This is a genomic window from Pseudomonas sp. (genome assembly GCF_050739935.1).
Taxonomy (GTDB): domain Bacteria; phylum Pseudomonadota; class Gammaproteobacteria; order Pseudomonadales; family Pseudomonadaceae; genus Aquipseudomonas.
This window is the reverse complement of record NZ_JBOICF010000102.1, coordinates 37,867-59,121: the sequence shown is the minus strand read 5'-3', so window position 1 is coordinate 59,121 and position 21,255 is coordinate 37,867. Positions and strand designations below refer to the sequence as shown.

General features: G+C 56.2%; 23 protein-coding genes, 1 tRNA gene and 1 pseudogene. 20 read left to right on the top strand and 5 right to left on the bottom strand.

All coding sequences use genetic code 11. The features are described 5' to 3' along the window. Positions 1 to 68: 68 nt before the first annotated feature. A complete protein-coding gene (locus tag ACRER8_RS20430; protein WP_431748009.1) occupies positions 69 to 1,394 on the bottom strand; it encodes an OprD family porin in 1,326 nt (441 codons plus the stop codon). Positions 1,395 to 2,387: 993 nt separating this feature from the next. On the opposite strand from ACRER8_RS20430, the gene ACRER8_RS20425 reads away from it, so the two are divergent. Together ACRER8_RS20425 and ACRER8_RS20420 are read left to right on the top strand one after the other, a co-directional pair. Further along, positions 2,388 to 2,819 (top strand): HIT family protein, encoded by a 432-nt coding sequence (locus tag ACRER8_RS20425; RefSeq protein ID WP_431748008.1) that lies wholly within the window; start codon positions 2,388 to 2,390, stop codon positions 2,817 to 2,819. After that, a complete protein-coding gene (locus ACRER8_RS20420) occupies positions 2,816 to 3,022 on the top strand; it encodes a SlyX family protein (protein WP_431748007.1) in 207 nt (68 codons plus the stop codon). Before ACRER8_RS20425 ends, ACRER8_RS20420 begins: the two co-directional genes overlap by 4 nt. 49 nt (positions 3,023 to 3,071) lie before the next feature. Here the strand turns inward: ACRER8_RS20420 and ACRER8_RS20415 are convergent, their stop codons facing one another. Both ACRER8_RS20415 and ACRER8_RS20410 read right to left on the bottom strand, forming a co-directional pair. Further along, positions 3,072 to 3,293, bottom strand: a complete 222-nt coding sequence (locus ACRER8_RS20415) for a cold shock domain-containing protein (protein ID WP_218568412.1) — start codon at positions 3,291 to 3,293, stop codon at positions 3,072 to 3,074. Between the two features lie 108 nt (positions 3,294 to 3,401). Continuing rightward, a pseudogene (locus tag ACRER8_RS20410) lies at positions 3,402 to 3,653 on the bottom strand (cold shock domain-containing protein membrane protein); the annotation flags it as partial. Positions 3,654 to 4,139: 486 nt separating this feature from the next. On the opposite strand from ACRER8_RS20410, the gene ACRER8_RS20405 reads away from it, so the two are divergent. From ACRER8_RS20405 to ACRER8_RS20325, 17 genes are all read left to right on the top strand, one after another. Then, positions 4,140 to 4,613, top strand: a complete 474-nt coding sequence (locus ACRER8_RS20405; RefSeq protein ID WP_431748006.1) for a Dps family protein — start codon at positions 4,140 to 4,142, stop codon at positions 4,611 to 4,613. A gap of 419 nt (positions 4,614 to 5,032) precedes the next feature. Beyond that, positions 5,033 to 5,374, top strand: a complete 342-nt coding sequence (locus tag ACRER8_RS20400) for a ribbon-helix-helix domain-containing protein (protein WP_431748005.1) — start codon at positions 5,033 to 5,035, stop codon at positions 5,372 to 5,374. A gap of 279 nt (positions 5,375 to 5,653) precedes the next feature. Continuing rightward, positions 5,654 to 7,429 carry an aspartate--tRNA ligase gene (aspS, locus tag ACRER8_RS20395; RefSeq protein ID WP_431748004.1) on the top strand — a complete coding sequence of 592 codons (1,776 nt, stop codon included), beginning with the start codon at positions 5,654 to 5,656 and terminating at the stop codon, positions 7,427 to 7,429. Between the two features lie 143 nt (positions 7,430 to 7,572). Beyond that, positions 7,573 to 8,319 carry a YebC/PmpR family DNA-binding transcriptional regulator gene (locus ACRER8_RS20390; RefSeq protein ID WP_431748003.1) on the top strand — a complete coding sequence of 249 codons (747 nt, stop codon included), beginning with the start codon at positions 7,573 to 7,575 and terminating at the stop codon, positions 8,317 to 8,319. A gap of 126 nt (positions 8,320 to 8,445) precedes the next feature. Next, on the top strand, positions 8,446 to 8,970 hold the full coding sequence (ruvC, locus tag ACRER8_RS20385) for a crossover junction endodeoxyribonuclease RuvC (RefSeq protein ID WP_431748002.1): 525 nt from the start codon (positions 8,446 to 8,448) through the stop codon (positions 8,968 to 8,970). A gap of 115 nt (positions 8,971 to 9,085) precedes the next feature. Beyond that, on the top strand, positions 9,086 to 9,694 hold the full coding sequence (ruvA, locus tag ACRER8_RS20380; protein WP_431748001.1) for a Holliday junction branch migration protein RuvA: 609 nt from the start codon (positions 9,086 to 9,088) through the stop codon (positions 9,692 to 9,694). Beyond that, on the top strand, positions 9,695 to 10,750 hold the full coding sequence (gene ruvB / locus ACRER8_RS20375; RefSeq protein WP_431748000.1) for a Holliday junction branch migration DNA helicase RuvB: 1,056 nt from the start codon (positions 9,695 to 9,697) through the stop codon (positions 10,748 to 10,750). It abuts the gene before it with no gap. A 138-nt stretch (positions 10,751 to 10,888) separates the two neighbouring features. After that, positions 10,889 to 11,359, top strand: a complete 471-nt coding sequence (ybgC, locus tag ACRER8_RS20370) for a tol-pal system-associated acyl-CoA thioesterase (RefSeq protein ID WP_431747999.1) — start codon at positions 10,889 to 10,891, stop codon at positions 11,357 to 11,359. Continuing rightward, entirely contained in the window at positions 11,349 to 12,044 is a 696-nt protein-coding gene (tolQ, locus tag ACRER8_RS20365) for a protein TolQ (RefSeq protein ID WP_110947339.1), read from the top strand. Before ybgC ends, tolQ begins: the two co-directional genes overlap by 11 nt. 14 nt (positions 12,045 to 12,058) lie before the next feature. Then, positions 12,059 to 12,523: a protein TolR gene (gene tolR / locus ACRER8_RS20360; RefSeq protein ID WP_037014073.1), complete on the top strand. Its 465-nt coding sequence runs from the start codon at positions 12,059 to 12,061 to the stop codon at positions 12,521 to 12,523. Continuing rightward, positions 12,523 to 13,614, top strand: coding sequence for a cell envelope integrity protein TolA (gene tolA / locus ACRER8_RS20355; protein ID WP_431747998.1), 1,092 nt, complete (start codon positions 12,523 to 12,525; stop codon positions 13,612 to 13,614). The genes tolR and tolA overlap by 1 nt, the downstream gene beginning before the upstream one ends. Continuing rightward, entirely contained in the window at positions 13,611 to 14,912 is a 1,302-nt protein-coding gene (tolB, locus tag ACRER8_RS20350) for a Tol-Pal system beta propeller repeat protein TolB (RefSeq protein WP_431747997.1), read from the top strand. The genes tolA and tolB overlap by 4 nt, the downstream gene beginning before the upstream one ends. A 52-nt stretch (positions 14,913 to 14,964) precedes the next feature. Further along, positions 14,965 to 15,465: a peptidoglycan-associated lipoprotein Pal gene (gene pal / locus ACRER8_RS20345; protein WP_108235675.1), complete on the top strand. Its 501-nt coding sequence runs from the start codon at positions 14,965 to 14,967 to the stop codon at positions 15,463 to 15,465. 6 nt (positions 15,466 to 15,471) lie between these two features. Then, entirely contained in the window at positions 15,472 to 16,299 is an 828-nt protein-coding gene (gene ybgF, locus ACRER8_RS20340; protein WP_431747996.1) for a tol-pal system protein YbgF, read from the top strand. A 179-nt stretch (positions 16,300 to 16,478) separates the two neighbouring features. Next, positions 16,479 to 17,126: a 7-carboxy-7-deazaguanine synthase QueE gene (queE, locus tag ACRER8_RS20335; RefSeq protein WP_431747995.1), complete on the top strand. Its 648-nt coding sequence runs from the start codon at positions 16,479 to 16,481 to the stop codon at positions 17,124 to 17,126. Between the two features lie 16 nt (positions 17,127 to 17,142). Then, the gene (gene queC / locus ACRER8_RS20330) at positions 17,143 to 17,817 is read left to right on the top strand and encodes a 7-cyano-7-deazaguanine synthase QueC (protein WP_431748030.1); all 675 of its coding nucleotides are present in this window, start codon (positions 17,143 to 17,145) and stop codon (positions 17,815 to 17,817) included. A 63-nt stretch (positions 17,818 to 17,880) separates the two neighbouring features. Continuing rightward, positions 17,881 to 17,956: transfer RNA gene (locus tag ACRER8_RS20325), tRNA-Lys, on the top strand. A 330-nt stretch (positions 17,957 to 18,286) separates the two neighbouring features. On the opposite strand, the gene ACRER8_RS20320 is transcribed toward ACRER8_RS20325, so the two are convergent. Next, positions 18,287 to 18,538, bottom strand: coding sequence for a hypothetical protein (locus tag ACRER8_RS20320; protein WP_431747994.1), 252 nt, complete (start codon positions 18,536 to 18,538; stop codon positions 18,287 to 18,289). 127 nt (positions 18,539 to 18,665) lie between these two features. Continuing rightward, entirely contained in the window at positions 18,666 to 20,018 is a 1,353-nt protein-coding gene (locus ACRER8_RS20315; protein WP_431747993.1) for an APC family permease, read from the bottom strand. Between the two features lie 642 nt (positions 20,019 to 20,660). Here ACRER8_RS20315 and ACRER8_RS20310 point away from each other — a divergent pair. After that, on the top strand, positions 20,661 to 21,038 hold the full coding sequence (locus ACRER8_RS20310) for a termination factor Rho (RefSeq protein WP_431747992.1): 378 nt from the start codon (positions 20,661 to 20,663) through the stop codon (positions 21,036 to 21,038). The last annotated feature ends 217 nt before the right edge of the window (positions 21,039 to 21,255 follow it).

Here is a 21,255-nt window from a genome sequence, read left to right as displayed (position 1 = left end):
GCACAGGGCCGGGCTTTTCTGTTTCGGTAATGACTTGCAGCGCGATCCGTTAATGAATCGCAGCGCTATCAGAGAACCGAGATCGGGTAGTCGACGATCAGACGGAACTCATCTACGTCGCCTTCAGCCTGATCGGCGTTGGCGCGGTGCCACGATTGACGAATACGGAACGACAGGTCTTTGACAGGGCCGGTCTGAACTACGTATTTCGCTTCAACGTTGGTCTCGTGGTGTTTACCGTCAGAACCGTAACCGTAAGCCTGATATGGGCTGCCAGCATCGATTTTGTCGCCGTCGATGTCCTTGCCGTTGATGTATCGGGTCATGAAGCTCAGACCAGGTACGCCATACGGAGCCATGTTCAGGTCGTAACGCGCCTGCCAGGATTTCTCGCCAGGACCGTTGAAGTCAGAGTACTGAACGGAGTTGGCCAGGAAGATCGAGTCGCCGCCGCGGTTGTTATCGCCGATACCGATGTAGTCGAACGGTGTATTGCCGTTAACTTTCTGGAACGCGAGGGTCACTGTGTGCGCTGCCAGGAACGAGTACGCGGCAGAGAGCGAGAACGTGTTGTTGGTAATATCGCCAGCTTTGGCGCTGCCGGTATCGGAGGTGTTGTAGTAGTTGAAGTCGAAGGCCAGCGACTGATCATCGGTCAACGGCAGCGCGTAGTTCACGTTGCCGTAGTACTGGTTCCAGACGTCTTCCAGTTTCGAGTAATAGAAACCAACGCCAAGGTTGTCGGTGATGGAGTATTTGCCGCCACCGAAAGTAGCGGATTTGGATGTCACGCCAGCGTAGGTAGCCCAGATTTCGCCATCACGGTTGGTGTCGTCCTGGCTGGTACCCGAGTAGAAGCGACCAGCTTCAACGTCAAGACCTTGGATCTCGCTGCTTTGCAGGGTCAGACCGCTGGCAGTTTGTGGCAACAGACGGGTACCGCCCACTGCGAAAACCGGGTTTTGAGGCTGCATGTCGCCGATTTTCAGTTCGGTTTTCGAGATGCGGAACTTAACAGCAGCGCCCGCTTTGCCGAAGCTGTCCTCGTTCTTGCCTTCGCTGTCGGTCACCAGGTTGCCCGAACCGGAGTACTTATCGCTGCCGTCCAGCTTGAAGCCAGCGTAACCGAACGCATCTATACCGACACCGATCAGACCTTGGGTATAACCGGAGCTGAAGTTACCAAAGAAACCCTGGGTCCAGTCTTTGTCGTCAACGCCGCCGTTTTTGTTGTTGCGGTTGTAGTAGTAGTTGCGGGTTTTGACGTCCAGCTTGCTACCTTCAACAAAACCAGTTGCTTCGGACTGATCGCTTACGAATGCCGCAGCCGATGCCAACTGGGTACTGGCCGCAGTAACTGCCAGGGCGATTGCGCTCCACTTCATCACTCTCATCGTGACTTTGCTCCTTTGGTTTTAAGAAGAGTACCGCCGTCCACCTGTTTTTTTATCTGGACGGCTCTTTCTTTTTGGTGTCGGCGAAACTTATATCACGCTGACATTATTGGCGATAGTTACGAACCCATCCTTTCAATTTCTTTACTGCCATGTCGCAAAACAGCTCTGTCCGTGTCGCTAATGAACAGCTCCTTATCTAAAGACGTTCAACTACAGCTGTACTTTCGGACCGTCGGGATTCACATCCGCAGTGATCTGCATCCCGTCTTACCGAACGCCCCAAAAGGGTTTGCCCGTCATTTTCCTTTCGATCGACGCTTAAGGTAATGGACGCCTGCTTTTCGATCATGTGTGTGACAAAGCAACAACCGTGCTCAAAGTTCCGTCTTACGTGAAAAAAATGTCCAAAGGCGTGTAAATACGTTCAGGTCTAACTGCAACCATCTGTTTTAAAAGGATAAAAAATATCAAAAAAAATGATTTGTAGTCCTCGAATGGATGAGGTCCTTGCCCAAAAATGTCACTGACGTTACCTGTTACCGGCAGGAAGTGAGTAAATCGCGGATAGGTAATGGACAGTGTCTCAGAGGTGAGTCGTTTTGGTGCGTGCAGTCACAATTTCGCATGCATTTGGTACGTCAGTAGGAAGATGCCACCCGTGCTTGACCTTTGAGTCAGCGCAGCGAGTGATTTCAGCGAATCAAGTGCTTGAATCCGCGAAGGTACAGCGTTTTTTTCTCTCTGCTGCCCCGGCTATTTCATGTTTTCTACGCTGCCTCATGTCGGTGCGTTAGTACAAAAAGCGATCGTTGTCGGTGCAAGGGAGGCTAGCTCGTACTGACTCGGAATCAACAGTCATCACGCAAAATGGCATCACAGAGCACGTTGAGGTGATTCGCCCGGTATTCCCGAGTATCCTGCCCGGTATCGAGGACCGTTTTGGCATTCAGCGAAAACATCAAACCTAACCCCGCGATCAGGAGTTGATGCGTGTTTGTTCTGGATCAGCGTTTAGTGCAGGACACCTTGCCTGTGGGAGATTTCCCATTGTGCCGACTGCTACTGTCCAACGACGCCCAATACCCATGGTTTATCCTGGTACCGCGCAAAGCGGATATAAGCGAAATATTCCAGTTGTCCGAGGCCGAACAGTTGCAGTTGTGGAAAGAAACCACGGCGTTATCCAGGACACTCCAGCAACTGTTCAAGGCCGACAAGATGAACGTCGCGGCGCTGGGGAATGTGGTGAGTCAGCTACATATGCACGTCATCGTTCGTCATAAGAGCGATATCGCGTGGCCGGCTCCGGTTTGGGGCAAGCATCCCGCAGTGCCTTACTCCGTCGACCAGGCAGTCGACGTGATCGGGCGATTGAAGGCGGCGCTTGCTGACGATCTTTGTTTTGTAGAGGTGCAGCCATGAACCTTGAGGATCGGGTGATGGATCTTGAGAGTCGCCTGGCATTTCAGGACGACACGATTCAGGCGCTCAACGATGTCTTGGTCGCGCAGCAGCGAAGCCTTGAGCGAATGCAGTTGCAGATGGCGGCCTTGATCAAGCGCCAGGAAGAAATGGGTGGGCAGTTCGAGGCGTTCGAAGAGGACACGCCGCCGCCTCATTATTAAGAGCACAAAAAAACCGCGCCCTGGAGCGCGGTTTTTTTTGAATTGACGCTTAGCGGCGCGGGAGCGCCGCGATAACGTCTTCGGCCTGTAGGCCCTTGTCACGGTTCATTACGGAAAACTCGACACGTTGACCTTCGACCAGCACGCGGTGGCCTTCTCCGCGGATGGCCCGGAAATGCACGAAGATATCGTCGCCAGAGTCGCGGGAAATGAAGCCGAAGCCCTTGGAGGTGTTGAACCACTTTACTGTGCCGGTATCGCGCTGGCCCAGCTCATGTGATTGTGGCGCCGGGGAGGGTGATGACCTGTAAAAGCTGACACCCAGATGGATCGCGACGGCAACCACCAGGGCCAACAGGCTGACCAGAACGGCAGGTTGGCCTGCGATGGTTTCAAGCGGGACGAGCAGGGTAAGGATTTGAAGAACGACGGCCAGCACCAGAAGCGCGCTGACCAGATTTTGCAGTTGATGACGCGGGCCTCTGTTCCAATAAGGAATCACAGGTGCGATGACCAGATTGATCAGGCCGAAGAGGGCCAGATACAACGCATCCGGTTGGGACAGGTAAGAAGACAGCGCTTCACTACGCAGGCTAGGTATGAAAGACAGCAGCAGGGCAGCTGCGCCCATTAGCAGGTGGACTATTTTCAACATTTCGATGACTCACATTAAGATGGATCACAAGAAGAAGCTGGCGATTCCCGGTACGCTTCTGAAAAAAGGGAAGGCGTGATGCACGAGCGCCGACTCAGCCTGTGCGCTACAACCTATTGGCTTGTCAGTAGCGACACATCCGTATTTAACAGCAAAGCGCAGTGCTACTCAAATCAAGCGCTTAGCGTTACTGATCGCGGAAGATGATGGCTATTTGGCTTGCATTCCCGGCGTTTCGCTGAAGGCGTGTGCCAGAGCCACGCAGGCGGTCACTGAGAAGTTTCCCGAAGCGAAAGTATTCCGCCAACTCCAGGTCTTTTTGCTGCCTGCCCGCTGTTTGGCGGGCAGCGTTGTGAGCCATCGGCGAAGCCTTACAGACTCAGAGATGGCTGCGCCATTGCTCGCGTCTTGCTAGAGTGCATGCAGCTTTTTGGAAACGTCATCATATGAAGAGGGCTTGGCATGGCAATCGATATCGGGATCAGCGAAGAAGATCGCAAGTCAATCGTGGAAGGTCTGTCACGCTTGCTGGCAGATACCTATGTGCTGTATCTGAAAACTCATAATTTCCACTGGAACGTCACGGGTCCGATGTTTCGCACCTTGCACCTGATGTTCGAAGAGCAATATAACGAGCTGGCACTGGCGGTCGACCTCATCGCGGAGCGCATCCGCGCGCTGGGATTCCCGGCTCCGGGCACCTATTCGACCTACGCGCGCCTATCCTCGATCAAGGAAGAAGAAGGAGTGCCTGGTGCCGAGGACATGATCCGTTCTCTGGTGGATGGGCAAGAGGCCGTCACCCGCACCGCTCGCGGGATCTTCCCGTTGCTGGACAAGGTAAGTGACGAGCCGACGGCGGATCTGCTGACTCAGCGCATGCAGGTCCACGAAAAAACCGCATGGATGCTGCGTGCAATGCTGGAAGGCAAGTAATCGTCTTGGTGAGCGGCCGACTTGGCCGCTCACATCCCGCTCTCCTTCTTTTCGCCTTCGACCTCCTTCAATAAATGCTTCTCAAGTCCTATGCACAGACTTTTTTGGGGTTTGACTAACTGAAACTTGAGGCTGAATCGATTTAGCTATTAATATTGTCAGGTTAATTGGTATTGATCTGTCATACCTGCGCGTTCGTTATTTTTTAATGAGTATATATATGTAACACCCGCTGTTTTTTATTCTTATTCCAGATTTCAGTTGCTCAAGTTTCGCCTTCTTACTGTGGTGATGTCCTACATTTCCTAAGTGCTGCTTCCACTGGCTAACCCTCTATGAATAGGGCTTGATAGGCATGTCGTTTATTTGATTTCAAATGTTTCTATCGCTGTGCTCGAAATTGCATCAAGGGGGATTTTATGAGTCAAAATGCCGCACGGGAGGTCAAGGATGTGCACCGATGTATGAAGGTTCTCAATGATCCGTTCGTCGAGAACTTCAACATGGATCTGGCCCAGCCGCAGTCGCGCTCGGTGAGGCTCAACGGTCTGGCAACGTGTCTGCGGCTGGAAGGGGTGTACTGGAATATCCTGTCGGAGATCGCAAGTTGCAATAGCTGTTCGATCAATGCGGTTTTGTCCTACGTCGATCGGCAAGTTCATCTGCGTTACGGCGGCGTGAAGAATTTCAGCGGTTTGATTCGCGTGGTGTGTGTGACGCATCTGTTGAAGGCCGAGGGCTTCCGGCTGTCGTCTGCCTGACTTCGAAGGCACTCATTCCTTGGGGGCGCGTGAATGGCGGGCTCGCCTCCAGCTAGAGTCGCCCGGAAACCGGAAACGCTGCGCCGGGCGACTTCTTTATCTGTATCGGCCAGCGCGGCTGCACAGCCTTGATTAACCCTATATAATCCCCCGCCTTACTATGGAAGGCAGGGATTGACCGCCGGGTTGAACTGCATGCCAAGGCTCCTGCACCATTGCGCATTGGCGACGGGCGAGAGCTCCACCGAATTCCGAATTACGAGAAGTGAATACACGATCATGATGCGCAGCCATTATTGCGGCCAACTGAACGAAAGCCTGGAAGGTCAGGAAATTACCCTTTGCGGATGGGTCCACCGCCGTCGCGACCACGGGGGTGTAATTTTCCTCGACATACGCGATCGTGAAGGTCTGGCTCAAGTGGTCTTCGATCCGGATCGCGCTGACACCTTTGCCATTGCCGACCGCGTGCGCAGCGAATACGTGGTCAAGCTGACCGGCAAAGTGCGCGCCCGTCCAGCCGGCGCGGTCAACCCGAACATGGCTTCCGGTGCCATCGAAGTTCTGGGTTACGAACTGGAAGTCCTGAACGAGTCAGAAACGCCGCCGTTCCCGCTGAACGAATACTCCGACGTCGGTGAAGAAACCCGACTGCGCTATCGCTTCATCGACCTGCGCCGTCCTGAAATGGCCGAGAAGCTGCGTCTGCGCTCGCGTATCACGTCGAGCATCCGGGGCTTTCTGGATGGCAACGGTTTCCTTGATGTCGAAACCCCGATCCTGACCCGTGCGACCCCCGAAGGTGCCCGCGACTATCTGGTGCCGAGTCGCACCCACGCAGGCAGCTTCTTCGCCCTGCCGCAGTCGCCTCAGCTGTTCAAGCAATTGCTTATGGTTGCCGGTTTCGACCGCTACTACCAGATCGCAAAATGCTTCCGCGACGAAGACCTGCGTGCCGACCGTCAGCCTGAGTTCACTCAGATCGACATCGAGACCAGTTTCCTCAACGAAGCCGACATCATGGGTCTCACCGAGAGCATGATCCGCAAGCTGTTCAAGGAAGTCCTGGACCTGGAGTTCGGTGACTTCCCGCACATGACCTTCGAAGAAGCCATGCGCCGTTATGGTTCCGACAAGCCTGACCTGCGTAACCCGCTGGAATTGGTAGACGTTGCCGATCAGCTCAAGGAGGTCGAATTCAAGGTCTTCAGCGGCCCGGCCAACGATCCGAAATGCCGTGTGACCGCATTGCGCGTTCCAGGCGGGGCAAGCATGCCGCGCAGCAAGATCGACGACTACACCAAGTTCGTCAGCATCTACGGCGCCAGAGGTCTTGCCTATATCAAGGTCAATGAGCGCGCCAAGGGCGTTGAGGGCCTGCAGTCGCCTATCGTCAAGAACATTCCGGAAGCCAACCTGAATGTGATCCTGGATCGCGTTGGTGCGGTTGACGGCGACATCGTGTTTTTCGGTGCCGACAAGTTCAAGATCGTCAGCGAAGCGCTGGGTGCGTTGCGTATCAAGCTGGGTCACGACCTGAACCTGCTCACCTGCGAGTGGGCACCGATGTGGGTCGTCGACTTCCCGATGTTCGAGGAAAACGAAGACGGCAGCTTTAGCGCGCTGCACCACCCGTTCACCGCGCCGAAGTGCACGCCTGAAGAGCTGGAAGCCAACCCGGCTACCGCTCTTTCGCGCGCTTACGACATGGTTCTGAACGGTACCGAGCTGGGTGGCGGTTCGATCCGTATCCACCGCAAGGAAATGCAACAGGCGGTATTCCGTCTGTTGGGTATTTCCGAAGACGAGCAGCAAGAGAAGTTCGGCTTCCTGCTCGATGCCCTGAAATACGGCGCGCCGCCGCACGGTGGCCTGGCGTTCGGTCTGGATCGTCTGGTCATGCTGATGACTGGCGCTCAATCGATTCGTGAAGTCATTGCCTTTCCGAAGACTCAGAGTGCTGCAGACGTCATGACCCAAGCACCTGGTGTGGTCGATGCCAAGCAGCTGCGCGAGCTGCACATCCGCCTGCGCGAGACGCCTAAGGCCGAGTAATACCGGCGATAAAGATAAAGGGCAGGGCGTATCATTTGTTTGGTTTGCCCTGATTCCCGGGCCCTGATAGGCCACAGATTCGAGTGAAGCATTCCGTTCGAGTGATCGAGCGGGGTGTGTGTGTTTCAAGTTTGGAGCGTTTTATGGCTGGTCATTCCAAGTGGGCGAACATCAAGCACCGCAAAGAGCGTCAAGATGCCAAGAAAGGCAAGATATTCACCAAGTGGATTCGTGAGCTGACGGTCGCTGCTCGTCAGGGCGGCGGTGATCCGGCGTCCAATCCGCGCTTGCGTCTGGCTCAGGACAAGGCGCTTGGCGCTAACATGAGTCGCGACATCATCGATCGCGCGATCGCGCGCGGTGCAGGCGCCGCCGATGCCGACGATATGGTCGAGCTGGGTTATGAAGGTTACGGCCCTGGGGGCGTGGCGGTGATGGTCGAAACCATGACCGATAACCGTAACCGCACCGCCGCCGCCGTTCGTCACGCGTTCAGCAAGTGTGGTGGAAACCTGGGTACCGACGGCTCTGTGTCGTATCTGTTCGAGCGTAAAGGCCAGATCTCTTTCGCGCCTGGCATCGATGAAGATGCGCTGATGGAAGCGGCGATGGAGGCAGACGCCGATGATGTCGTGACCCATGAAGATGGCTCCATTGACGTATTCACGTCTTTCGCTGGCTTCTATACCGTGCGTAACGCGCTGGAAGCCGCGGGTTTTACCGCTGCGGACGCGGAAATCGTCATGCAGCCGACCACCAGCGCAGTGCTGGATCTCGAAACGGCGGAAAAGGTGCTCAAGCTGATCGACATGCTCGAGGATCTGGATGACGTACAGAACGTTTATTCCAACGCGGAAATCCCGGATGAGGTGATGGAGCAGCTTGGCTGATCGTCATCCCGTCAGGACATGAGGCCGGAGGCACGAAGCGCTGATTTCGATCAGCGCTATCGGCCTCCGGCTTCTGCCTTTATGCTGCGTTCAATTGTGCGCGTCACTTCCCAAGCTGCAGGCGTTATGACTCTTATTTTAGGTATCGACCCCGGTTCGCGAATCACCGGCTTCGGCGTGGTGCGTGACACCGGGCGCGGATGCGAGTACGTGGCCTCGGGCTGTATTCGTACCGGCACTGGTTTATTGCACGAGCGGCTGCAGATCGTGTATCGCGGCGTGCGCGAGGTGATCCAGACCTACGGGCCGGTGACCATGGGGATTGAGAAGGTCTTCATGGCGCGCAACCCTGATTCGGCGCTCAAGTTAGGCCAGGCGCGAGGCGCGGCCATCGTCGCGGGTGCAGAGGAAAGCCTGGAAATCGCCGAATACACGGCGACCCAAGTCAAACAGGCCGTCGCCGGAACGGGTGGGGCGAACAAGGACCAGGTGATGATGATGGTCATGCACTTGCTCAAACTGACCAAAAAGCCACAGGTCGACGCCTCTGACGCACTGGCAATTGCCTTGTGCCATGCTCATACCCGTTCCAGCCTGATCCCCCACGGTCTGAATACCGCGCGCAGCCGTGGCGGCCGTTTGCGTCTCTGATAGCATCATTCGCTCATAAATTTTCACTTGCAGCTCACGTGAGTCCTGCAAACATGGCGACCAGGGTTACGGCCCTGTTCCTCGCAGTCACAAGCTACTGGAAAGGATCTGATACGTGATTGGACGTTTGCGCGGTGCGCTGGTCGAGAAGCAGCCCCCGCACCTGGTGCTCGATGTCAATGGTGTGGGCTACGAGATCGAAGTTCCCATGACCACCCTTTATCGTCTGCCACATCTGGGCGATACGGTGACGCTGCACACTCATCTGGTGGTACGGGAAGATGCGCATCTGTTGTTTGGCTTTTACGAGAAGCGTGACCGCGAGATGTTTCGCGAGTTGATCCGCCTCAATGGCGTGGGACCCAAGCTGGCGCTGGCCCTGATGTCGACGCTGGAAGTCGATGAGCTGGTGCGCTGCGTTCAGGCACAGGACACTTCGGCACTGACGCGCGTACCAGGCGTCGGCAAGAAGACCGCCGAACGTCTGCTGGTCGAGCTCAAGGACCGCTTCAAGGCCTGGGATGCATTGCCCGGGACATTCGCGCTTGTGGTGGAAGGCCCGGGTGCGGCATTACCCGTGGCGACAGCCGAATCCGACGCGGTCAGCGCGCTGATCTCTCTGGGTTACAAGCCTCAGGAAGCCAGCAAGGCGGTGACCGCCATCAAAGACAAGAATCTGAGCAGTGAAGACCTGATTCGCCGCGCACTCAAGGGGATGATGTAAGTGATCGAAGCCGACCGCCTGATCGCCGCCACTGGCCGCGATCGTGACGAGCAACTGGATCGTGTCATCCGGCCATTGAGTCTGGCCGATTACATCGGTCAGCCCACCGTGCGCGAGCAGATGGAGCTGTTCATCCAGGCCGCCCGGGGGCGCAGTGAAGCGCTGGACCACACGCTTATCTTCGGCCCGCCGGGGTTGGGTAAAACCACGCTGGCCAACATCATCGCACAAGAAATGTCGGTCTCGATCAAGAGCACCTCGGGCCCGGTCCTTGAACGGCCCGGTGATCTGGCGGCGATCCTGACCAACCTCGAACCCCATGACGTGCTGTTCATCGACGAAATCCACCGTCTGTCGCCCATTGTCGAGGAGGTCCTGTACCCGGCAATGGAAGACTTCCAGCTGGACATCATGATCGGCGAAGGCCCTGCCGCGCGCTCGATCAAGCTCGATCTGCCTCCGTTTACGCTGGTCGGCGCCACGACCCGGGCGGGAATGCTGACAAACCCCCTGCGTGACCGCTTCGGTATCGTGCAGCGTCTTGAGTTCTACAGCACCGCGGATCTTGCGACGATCGTCTCGCGCTCGGCCGGCATTCTTGGATTGCATATCGAAGATGAAGGGGCTTTCGAGATTGCCCGACGTGCCCGGGGGACGCCGCGTATTGCCAACCGTCTGTTGCGCCGTGTACGTGATTTCGCCGAGGTTCGCGCCAAGGGCCAGATCACCAAACCTATCGCCGACCTGGCTTTGAACCTGCTGGATGTGGATGAGCGCGGGTTCGATCACCAGGACCGGCGATTGCTGCTGACCATGATCGAGAAGTTCGATGGAGGCCCCGTGGGCGTGGATAACCTGGCGGCGGCGATCAGCGAAGAGCGTCACACCATCGAGGATGTACTGGAACCCTATTTGATTCAGCAAGGCTATATGATGCGCACACCTCGCGGTCGCATGGTCACGCGGCATGCCTATCTGCACTTTGGCTTGAATATCCCGTCACGGATGAGCGAGCGGTCGATCCCGGATGAGCTGCCCGACGATACTGACGAATAAAGACGAGATCGACCGATTTATTCCGGCGTTTGGTGGTCTGACGGGCAGTCATGGCAATCAACCTTGTGCCTGGCGGTGAAAAACGATGAAAAACAGTTGCCTGGCCGGATTGGCAACCTGAGGAGTAAGCACTAGAGTATGCGCGCGCAAAACGGGGGTCAGTCGTTCGCACATCGCTGTCGCGTTTATTACGAAGACACCGATGCTGGCGGCATCGTCTACTACGTCAATTACCTTAAATTCATGGAGCGGGCTCGGACCGAGCGACTGCGGGAGTTGGGCTTCGCCCAATCCGCAATGGCCGGTGACGAGAACCTGTTGTTTGTCGTTCATTCCAGCGAGGCGCGTTATCACAAGCCTGCGCGACTGGACGATGAACTCCTGGTTAGCGCCGAAGTGATCGAATTGAACCGTGCCAGCCTGCGCTTTCAGCAACAGGTCAGGCGGGCCGCGGATAATGTACTGCTCTGCGAAGGGCAGTTTTTGGTGGCGTGTGTGCGCGCCGATAGTTTGAAACCCCGGGCCATTCCCGAAGCTCTGCGCACGGCCTTTGCCGGCCAGAGCGGCGCGGGTACACATTCAGAGCAGGAGATACAGCGTGGAAGCTAACGTCGTCGACCATACCTCCATGTGGAGTTTGGTCAGCAATGCCAGCGTGGTCGTTCAGTTGGTGATGCTGATCCTGGTGGCCGCATCGGTCACTTCGTGGATCATGATTTTTCAGCGCAGCTCCATGCTGCGTGCCGGGCGTCGTGCGCTGGACAGCTTCGAGGAGCGCTTTTGGTCGGGTATAGACCTGTCCAAGCTGTATCGTCAGGCTGGCAGCAACCCTGATCCGGATTCGGGCGTGGAACAGATTTTCCGGGCCGGCTTCAAGGAATTCTCGCGCCTGCGTCAGCAGCCGGGTGTCGATCCTGATGCCGTGATGGAAGGTGTCGCACGAGCCATGCGTGTTGCAATCTCCCGTGAGGAAGAAAAACTCGAGCAGAGCCTGCCGTTCCTGGCAACCGTGGGTTCCACCAGCCCTTATGTCGGTCTGTTCGGTACCGTATGGGGGATCATGAACTCTTTCCGTGGCCTGGCCACCGCGCAACAAGCCACTCTGGCTACCGTTGCGCCGGGTATCGCCGAGGCATTGATCGCTACCGCCATCGGCCTGTTCGCGGCAATCCCTGCAGTAATCGCCTACAACCGTTTCGCCGCTCGTGGCGAAAACCTGATCGGCCGTTACTACACATTCGCCGACGAGTTCCAGGCCATCCTGCACCGTAAAGTGCACACCAGCGAAGACTAAGCAGGTATTTTTCAATGGCTTTAATCGCTCGCGGTCGACGCAACAAACGCAAGCCGGTCGCCGAAATGAACGTGGTGCCCTACATCGACGTGATGTTGGTGCTACTGGTCATCTTCATGGTCACGGCTCCAATGATTAACCAGGGCGTGAAAGTCGATCTGCCCAAGGTCTCCAGCGAGGCTTTGCCGCAGGACAACAACAATCAGGTCCTGACCATTTCGATCAAGGCTGACAAGACCTACTACTGGAACCTTGGCAGCGAAGTCGATACCGACAAGCAGATGGACAAGGCCATGACCTTGCCGCAACTGACCAGCGCCGTGACCAAGATCATCGCGGCCGGTCGCGATGCCGGCAAGCAGACTCAGGTGTTCATCCGTGGCGACAAGACCGTGGACTACGGAGCCGTAATGGGCACGATGGGCGGGTTGCAAAAGGCCGGAGTCGGGAACGTTGGTCTGATTACCGAGGCGCCCTGATGCAGCCGATTCGAGAGCCGTCAGCCTCGGAAAGCTACTTCTGGCCCTCAGTCTGGGCTGTGGCGCTGCATGTCCTGATTTTCGGTCTGCTGTTCGTCAGCTTCGCAATGACGCCGGAGCTGCCTGAATCCAAGCCGATCGTTCAGGCCACGCTTTATCAGTTGAAGTCCAAAAGCCAGGCGACGACCCAGACCAACCAGAAGCTTGCTGGCGAGGCAAAGAAATCCGCTGCGCGACAGACAGAAGTCGAGCAGATGGAGCAGAAAAAAGTTGAGCAAGAGGCGATAAAGGCGGCGGAACAAAAGAAAGCCGATGCCGCTCAAAAGGCCGAAGAGCAAAAGGCTGAAGAGGCAAAGAAAGCCGAAGACGCCAAAAAGGCCGATGACGCGAAGAAAGCTGCCGATGATGCAAAGAAGGCCGAGGCCAAAAAAGCGGACGACGCCAAGAAAGCCGCTGAAGAGAAACAATTGGCTGATATAGCCAAGAAGAAAGCTGAAGACGACGCGAAGAAAAAAGCCGAGGAAGATGCCAAGCGCGCGGCTGCCGAAGAAGCCAAGAAACAGGCTGCCGAGGACGCGAAGAAGCAGGCTGCTGACGACGCCAAGAAAAAGGCTGCCGAAGACGCGAAGAAAAAAGCGGCTGACGATGCCAAGAAAAAAGCTGCAGACGACGCCAAGAAGAAAGCCCAGGACGCTGCCCGTAAATCGGCGGAAGAGAAGAAGGCGCAAGCACTGGCCGATTTGCTTTCCGACAAGCCGGAACGCCAACAGGCGCTGGCCGATGAGAGGGGCGATGAGGTCGCTGGCAGCTTCGATGACTTGATTCGTTCGCGAGCGGCGGAAGGCTGGGCACGCCCACCTTCGGCGCGCAAAGGCATGACCGTCGTGTTGCAGATCGCCATGTTGCCGGACGGGACAATCACTTCGGTGACTGTGAACAAGTCCAGCGGCGATGGTCCGTTCGACAGTTCGGCAGTAGCGGCGGTCAAGAACATTGGTCGTTTGACAGAGATGCAGGGGCTGAAACCTTCGGATTTCGCGCCTTACCGTTCATTCAAGATGACATTCACACCTGAGGATCTAGCCTTGTGATTAACCTTCTTCGAGGATTGCTTGTCGTTCTTTGTTGCGCAGCGGGTTTTGCCGCTGCTGACGAAAAGAACATTTTGGTTACAAGCGGCAGTGACCGCGCCACGCCTATCGCAGTGGTGCCATTCGGTTTGCAAGGCGGCAGTGTATTGCCGGAAGACATGGCTCAGATCATCAGCAGTGACTTGCTGAACTCGGGCTATTACTCGCCGATTCCCAAGGAAAACATGATCAGCCAGCCGAGCCAGGCGAGCGAAGTGATTTTCCGCGACTGGAAAGCGCTGGGTGCCCAGTACGTCATGGTCGGCAGCATCAGCCCATCGGGCGGTCGCCTGCAGGTGCAGTACGCATTGTTCAATGTCGCTACCGAGCAGCAAGTGCTGACCGGCAACGTATCGGGCACCACCGACCAGCTGCGTGACATGGCGCATTACATCGCCGACCAGTCATTCGAAAAACTTACCGGCATCAAAGGTGCGTTCTCTACACGCATGCTGTATGTCACGGCTGAACGTTTTGGTACCAACAACACCCGTTACACGCTGCAACGCTCGGACTACGACGGTGCTCGTGCCGTGACGCTGCTGCAATCCCGGGAGCCGATCCTTTCGCCACGCTTTGCCCCGGATGGCAAGCGCATCGCCTACGTGTCCTTCGAACAAAAGCGTCCGCGCATCTTCGTTCAGCACATCGACACCGGCCGCCGCGAGCAGATCACCAACTTCGAGGGCCTGAACGGCGCGCCTGCGTGGTCTCCGGACGGCAGCAAACTGGCGATGGTTCTGTCGAAAGATGGTAACCCTGAAATATATGTGATGAACCTGGCTTCGCGTCAGCTTTCGCGAGTCACTAATGATTCGTCCATCGATACCGAACCTTTCTTCGGTAAAGACGGTTCGACTCTCTACTTCACATCCGATCGTGGTGGCAAACCACAGATCTATAAAACGAGCATTAATGGCGGCGGCGCTGAGCGAGTCACTTTCATCGGTAACTACAATGCCAACCCTAAACTGTCGGCTGATGAAAAGACTCTTGTCATGATCCATCGTCAAGATGGTTTTACCAACTTCAAGGTAGCGGCTCAGGATTTGCAACGCGGTAGCGTAAAAATCCTCACAGACAGCAACCTTGATGAGTCGCCTACTGTTGCGCCCAACGGCACCATGGTAATCTACGCCACCCGCCAGCAGGGCCGGGGAGTCTTGATGCTCGTGTCCATTAACGGACGCGTAAGGCTCCCGCTTCCTACCGCTCAAGGCGAAGTCAGAGAACCTTCCTGGTCCCCTTACCTGAACTGACGCGGCGCTTTACGTTTTACTTAACACACTGGGGTTCATTAGGAGTTTCACGATGGAAATGCTGAAGTTTGGTAAGTTTGCTGCTCTGGCTCTGGCCATGGCTGTAGCTGTAGGTTGCTCGTCCAAAGGCGGCGACAATGCCGGTCAGGGCGCTGCTGTAGATCCAAACGCTGGTTACGGCGCTAACACTGGTGCTGTTGATGGCAGCCTGAGCGAAGAAGCTGCTCTGCGCGCAATCACCACTTTCTACTTCGAATACGACAGTTCTGACCTGAAACCAGAAGCCATGCGCGCTCTGGACGTTCATGCCAAGGACCTGAAAGCTAACGGCGCTCGCGTTGTTCTGGAAGGTAACACTGACGAACGCGGTACTCGCGAATACAACTTGGCACTGGGCGAGCGTCGTGCGAAAGCCGTTCAACGCTACCTGGTTCTGCAAGGCGTATCGCCAGCTCAGCTGGAAGTTGTGTCCTACGGTGAAGAGCGTCCAGTTGCTACCGGCAACGACGAGCAGTCCTGGGCTCAAAACCGTCGCGTCGAACTGCGTAAGTAATTTGACATGCGAACGTACCGCCGTGCTTTAACCGTTTTGGCTCTCACTCTTCCTCTTGCAGCGATGGGTGCGGTTCCTGTGGTCGATGACAACTCTGGCTCTGCTGGCAGCAGTTATCCGCCATCGGGTTATGGTACGGCGGGCGCCTACGCCGGAGGGGGGGCGACTGCCCAACCTTCGGCGCAAGGTCAGCTGTTCATGCAGCTGCAACAAATGCAGGATGAGATTTCGCGCTTGCGCGGAATTGTCGAAGTCCAGCAGAACGATATCCAGCAAATGAAACAAGAAGCGCTGGATCGTTACAAGGATCTCGACTCTCGCATCGGAGCTGGCGGCGCACCTGCTGCACCAGCTGCCAACAATTCAGCTTCCGACGGCGGCGTAAATGCCGGCGGGGCACCCGTAGCACCTGCTGGTGGCGCCGCTCAGGCGCCGCAGAGCAGCACGGAACCGGGTGATCCGGCGAAAGAGAAGCTCTATTACGACGCTGCTTTCGACCTGATCAAGGCCAAGGATTTCGACAAGGCGAGCCAGGCGTTTTCTGCTTTCCTGCGTAAATACCCGAACAGCCAGTATGCGGGTAATGCCCAATACTGGTTGGGCGAAGTGAATCTGGCCAAAGGCGACCTTCAGGGTGCCGGTCAGGCTTTCGCAAAGGTGAGTCAGCTCTATCCAAAGCACGCCAAGGTGCCTGATTCCCTGTACAAACTGGCAGATGTCGAACGACGTCTGGGTCATACCGACAAGGTCAAGGGCATTCTTCAGCAAGTGGTTGCCCAATACCCTGGGACCTCAGCAGCACAACTCGCTCAGCGTGACCTTCAACGCCTCTGATTGCCAGGCAGTTTGACCGTCGATTCAAGAAAGCCGCGCGTTGCGCGGCTTTTTTCGTTAGAATCTCGCCCCCGAAATTCCGGTATTGATTACGCTTCCGTGGATTCTGCGAGTGCAGAGTGTGCGAAAGTGCCTGACGGAGGCGGATGGCCTGTTTAGCCGTTACGCCCGTGGCCCCTATGCAAGACACATTACGAATCACCGAAGTTTTTTACTCGTTGCAGGGTGAAACGCGCACGGCGGGTTTGCCTACCGTATTCGTGCGCCTCACCGGCTGCCCGTTGCGCTGCGGCTATTGCGACAGCGAATACGCCTTCAGCGGCGGCACCATCCAGACCCTTGACTCGCTCATGGAGCAGGTTGCCAGCTATCGTCCGCGGTATGTCTGTGTCACCGGCGGCGAGCCTCTGGCCCAGCCAAACGCAATCCCGTTGCTTCAGCGTCTGTGTGACGCGGGCTACGAGGTTTCTTTGGAGACCAGCGGCGCCTTGGATATTTCCAGGGTCGACCCTCGCGTCAGCCGTGTCGTGGACTTAAAGACCCCCGGCTCGAAAGAGGTCGCGCGCAATCGTTATGAAAATATCGAGCTGCTGACGCCTAACGATCAGGTCAAGTTTGTGATCTGTTCGCGGGAAGATTATGACTGGGCCGTGTCGAAGATCATCCAGTATGGCCTTGAACGTCGCGCCGGCGAGGTGCTGTTTTCCCCAGTGCACCGCGACCTGAATGCCCGCGACCTGGCGGACTGGATCGTTGCCGACAACCTGCCGGTGCGCCTGCAATTGCAACTGCATAAAATTCTCTGGAATGACGAGCCGGGACGCTGACATGAGTGAACAAACGATGACTGAGAAGAGAGCGGTAATCCTTTTGTCTGGCGGACTGGATTCTGCCACCGTGGTTGCCATGGCCAAGGCCGACGGTTTCAGCTGCTACACCATGAGCTTCGATTACGGTCAGCGCCATCGTGCGGAACTGCAGGCGGCCGAGCGCGTTGCCAAGGATCTGGGCGTGGTCGAGCACAAGGTGATCGGGCTCAATCTGAACGGCATCGGCGGATCGGCGCTCACCGATAGCAGTATTGCCGTGCCGGAAACTCCCGGCGAAGGCATCCCGGTGACCTACGTGCCAGCACGCAACGCCGTGTTCCTGTCGCTGGCGTTGGGCTGGGCTGAAGTACTGGGCGCCCGTGACATCTTTATCGGTGTGAACGCGGTCGACTATTCGGGTTACCCGGATTGCCGCCCTGAGTTCGTTGAGTCGTTCGAACGCATGGCCAACCTGGCCACCAAAGCCGGTGTAGAAGGGCAGGGCTTCACGATTCAGGCGCCGCTGCAAATGCTTAGCAAGGCCGATATCGTCAAGACTGGGACGCGTCTGGGCGTTGATTACGGACTGACCGTCTCTTGCTATCAGGCCGACGATCAGGGCCGCGCATGCGGTAAATGCGATAGCTGCCGCCTGCGTGCGGAAGGCTTCGCAGCCGCTGGTGTAGCCGACCCGACGCGTTATTTTTAAATTATTTTCAATCAGGTGTTGAATTACTGAGAAAAATCAGTAATATACGCGCCACCACGAAGCGGGTCGTTAGCTCAGTTGGTAGAGCAGTTGGCTTTTAACCAATTGGTCGTAGGTTCGAATCCCACACGACCCACCATCTTCAAAACCCGAGAGGTCCACGAAAGTGTGAATTTTCGGGTTTTTTTTCGTCTGAAGCAAAGTGGGGCGCGGGTTTGGCGTCGCTATGATCGGCAGCTTCGACCAAGCTCCCTTCTGGCCCTTCGGTGGCTCGGGCTCCTTGAGGAAGGGGGTTTATCCGGTGAGTTACTCCTTTCTTGATACGGTAGTCGATTCAGATTGTGTGAGACATTCAATTATTGGAGTCGATATAAGTCTGAGCACAACTGTTGGAGTTTAGTAGAACAAAACACCTGAATTTAAAGCCATAACCGTAGGTTTCAAAGGCGCTCTCCATATCAGCAGTACGCTAAACGGCGTTATTGTTCAGGCCAGGCTGCGGGCTGCCCGGATAGCCATTGTGATATTCATCCGGCCCGATGACACCGCGAATCATGTAGCGGCCGTTGACTGGATCATGGTCAACCACACTTGCCCAGAATAGCGCGACCTCGATCATCAACTCGGCCCCGCGCGGACAAGCCAGTCGGTGTCGCTGGTCCTTTGAAAGTGCTGCCAGACGTCGTAGACGATTGCGCTGCCGATATGATTTTGCAGGCACGTAGGATCCTTGCTCAATCAATGATTGGTGGTATCGCATCCAGCAATGACCGCACTGTCAGGTGATTCAACGGACGATCCGATTTGATCTCACCGCCATCACTGAGCTTCGCACAGCAGGATTTCCGCTATCTCTCCTGCTCACCGGTTGCCTTGAAGTCGCTGGTGACGATCGGACGAAGGCCGCTGGCCCGGGTTACCGCGTACAAGATGACACCAACCAGTACCAGTGCTCCTGCACGTAGCCATGTGTCCAGACTTTGCTGGGTCAGTAACAGAACGCATGAGGCAATGGCGAGGATGGGAACCCAGGTTGGCACCCGGAAGTGTTTGGCCTGGACGACATCACGCCGCAACATCAAAACAGCCAGATTGGTACTGATGAACACGAACAAGAGGAGCAGCACTACGGTTTGTGCAAGCGTCGCCAGCGAGCCGGTCAGCGTCAGCACCACTGCCACGGCTGTCGTAGCGAGAATGGCCAACCAGGGCGTGCGGCGTTGCGGCAGAACGCTCGATAAGGCTTTCGGAAGTAGACCCTGACGCGCCATGCCATAGGTAAGCCGGCTGGACATGATCATTGTCAACAGCGCGCCATTTGCGACGGCGACCAGCGCAATGAATGCGAACAGCAAAGGTGGAATGCCCAGGCCGGAGGCCTTCACGACTTCCAGCAATGGGGCCGAAGAGGTGACCAGTTGCTCCACTGGCATTACCGACGCGGCCGCGATTCCTACCGCCATGTAGATGGCCCCGGCGATGAGCAACGCGGCGAACAACGCACGGGGATAGGTCTTGCGAACATCCCGGATTTCTTCAGCCAGATTGGCCGAGGTCTCGAAGCCCACGAAAGAGTAAAACGCCAGCAATGCAGCGCTGAGAACCGCGAAAGCGGGGTTTATGCCGGCCTTGAACTCTATCGCTCGGCCGATATCGGCTTGTCCGCTTCGAAAAAACCATGCGGCGGCAAGCACCACAATGATCAGGCCCGAGACCTCTATCACTGTCATCACAAGGTTCGCCGTCAGCGATTCTTTGATCCCGCGCGCATTGAGCAGGGCAATGATGACGAGGAATACCAATGCGGCTACATGGGGCGAGACATCGATGAAGGGTGCAAGGTAGTCGCCTGCGAAAGCCAACGATAGTCCTGCCGCGCTGGTTACTCCGGCGGCCAGCATGCAAAAACCAACTAAAAAGGAAATCAGCGGAGAGTTGAACGCTTTACCGGCGAATACGGCGGATGCGCCGGCATGCGGATATTTGGTTACCAGCTCGGCATAAGATCCTGCTGTAAGCAGTGCAAAACACAGTGCCACCAGCAGTGGAACCCAGATTGCGCCGCCCACTTGACCTGCGATGGTACCGGCGAGCGCATAAACGCCTGCGCCCAGCACGTCGCCGAGGATGAACAGCAATAGCATGGGGCCGGTTACTGCACGCTTTAATGCCGTGCTCGGCGCACTTTCCGATGTTTTCATGTGTTGCTTCCTGGTGACCGCTATGGGCGCGGTCTTGCGCAAAAAGAGCCCGCGCAATGCGCGGGCCAATGAGGGATTCTTGATTACCCATGTCTACGGGCAATATTCGGCTAACGAAATAATCTGGCGACCGCTGTTTCCACGTCGCTGCCGTCATAAGCCGTTCACATCAGGCGAGCCGGATCAGGCGTTTTCACTTAGTGAGCGTGGCGGCCTGGTCGTTCTAGGCATTGTTAAATCCTCGTCGCAAGACGTCGGAGAATGCGGCCACTGGCCGTAAATGCGCACAGCTAATTAGTCGACTCGGCAGCAATGCCAAGTGTTCGAACTATCCACATGCCTGCCGACAGAAGGCGCAAGCGTCGTCCTTTCGAGCATAAATACGCGCTTGTGACCCTACGACCAGCACGATCAAGCAGATGTTTGAGTAAACAGACGTGCCTGAGTGAACGGCAGAGTGACGCGCTGGGACATGCGGGAGGTCGGGTATTTCTGCCGTGGTGCGCTCCGCTCGAGATTTATCGCAGGCTGTCCTGTTATGGCCTCCGGAAAATCGGTGTGAACTTTCCAGCGAGAATCGGCTTCCCTATCTGAACAGAGGCAAAGATCGACTGACCCAATATCTGTCCCGAGGAATCTGCCATGCCACAGGGAAGCAAGGATAAGTACACCGATGAGCAAAAGCGTAAAGCCGAGCACATCGAAGAAAGTTACGAGCATAAGGGCACGCCAAAGGGTGAAGCGGAAGCTCGTGCTTGGGCGACCGTGAATAAGCAGTCTGGCGGCGGCGAAAAGGCCGGTGGCTCAGGAGCCAAAACGCCCAAAGCGTCCAAAGAAAAGGCCAAGTCAGATTCAGGCAAGAGAGCCGCGCAAACACGCGGTGGGCACGGACGCGAATCCAAAGCCTCGCTCGAGACGCAAAGTAAGGAGAGCCTGATGACCGAGGCTCGCAGTCGCAATATTGCCGGGCGTTCGAAAATGACCAAGGCGCAGTTGATTGAGGCACTCAGGACGAACTGAGTTTCGGGCATTGAATGCTGCCGGATTCCAAATACCGTCTGGTCCGCGAACGGATTGAAAGGGCGCAGTTTTCGAATTTTGAATGCGCCTTTTTATTCGGGGTTTTGGGCCAGCAACTGTTCCCTTATTCAGCGCCAAAGAGACTTGGTTAATCCGCAGCTTCTGCTGACTTGTTCGAAACTTCGAAGTCAGCCCTATTGTCCAGACACTTACATCT

Excerpts from the sequence above, each read along its gene's own strand:
- aspS (WP_431748004.1), top strand. The coding sequence starts at position 5,654 with ATGATGCGCAGCCATTATTGCGGCCAACTGAACGAAAGCCTGGAAGGT.
- ACRER8_RS20315 (WP_431747993.1), bottom strand. The coding sequence starts at position 20,018 with ATGAAAACATCGGAAAGTGCGCCGAGCACGGCATTAAAGCGTGCAGTA.
- ACRER8_RS20400 (WP_431748005.1), top strand. The coding sequence starts at position 5,033 with ATGAGTCAAAATGCCGCACGGGAGGTCAAGGATGTGCACCGATGTATG.
- ACRER8_RS20310 (WP_431747992.1), top strand. The coding sequence starts at position 20,661 with ATGCCACAGGGAAGCAAGGATAAGTACACCGATGAGCAAAAGCGTAAA.
- ybgC (WP_431747999.1), top strand. The coding sequence starts at position 10,889 with ATGCGCGCGCAAAACGGGGGTCAGTCGTTCGCACATCGCTGTCGCGTT.
- ACRER8_RS20390 (WP_431748003.1), top strand. The coding sequence starts at position 7,573 with ATGGCTGGTCATTCCAAGTGGGCGAACATCAAGCACCGCAAAGAGCGT.
- ACRER8_RS20405 (WP_431748006.1), top strand. The coding sequence starts at position 4,140 with ATGGCAATCGATATCGGGATCAGCGAAGAAGATCGCAAGTCAATCGTG.
- queE (WP_431747995.1), top strand. The coding sequence starts at position 16,479 with ATGCAAGACACATTACGAATCACCGAAGTTTTTTACTCGTTGCAGGGT.
- ACRER8_RS20430 (WP_431748009.1), bottom strand. The coding sequence starts at position 1,394 with ATGAGAGTGATGAAGTGGAGCGCAATCGCCCTGGCAGTTACTGCGGCC.
- ACRER8_RS20420 (WP_431748007.1), top strand. The coding sequence starts at position 2,816 with ATGAACCTTGAGGATCGGGTGATGGATCTTGAGAGTCGCCTGGCATTT.
- tolA (WP_431747998.1), top strand. The coding sequence starts at position 12,523 with ATGCAGCCGATTCGAGAGCCGTCAGCCTCGGAAAGCTACTTCTGGCCC.
- pal (WP_108235675.1), top strand. The coding sequence starts at position 14,965 with ATGGAAATGCTGAAGTTTGGTAAGTTTGCTGCTCTGGCTCTGGCCATG.
- ybgF (WP_431747996.1), top strand. The coding sequence starts at position 15,472 with ATGCGAACGTACCGCCGTGCTTTAACCGTTTTGGCTCTCACTCTTCCT.
- tolR (WP_037014073.1), top strand. The coding sequence starts at position 12,059 with ATGGCTTTAATCGCTCGCGGTCGACGCAACAAACGCAAGCCGGTCGCC.
- queC (WP_431748030.1), top strand. The coding sequence starts at position 17,143 with ATGACTGAGAAGAGAGCGGTAATCCTTTTGTCTGGCGGACTGGATTCT.
- ruvC (WP_431748002.1), top strand. The coding sequence starts at position 8,446 with ATGACTCTTATTTTAGGTATCGACCCCGGTTCGCGAATCACCGGCTTC.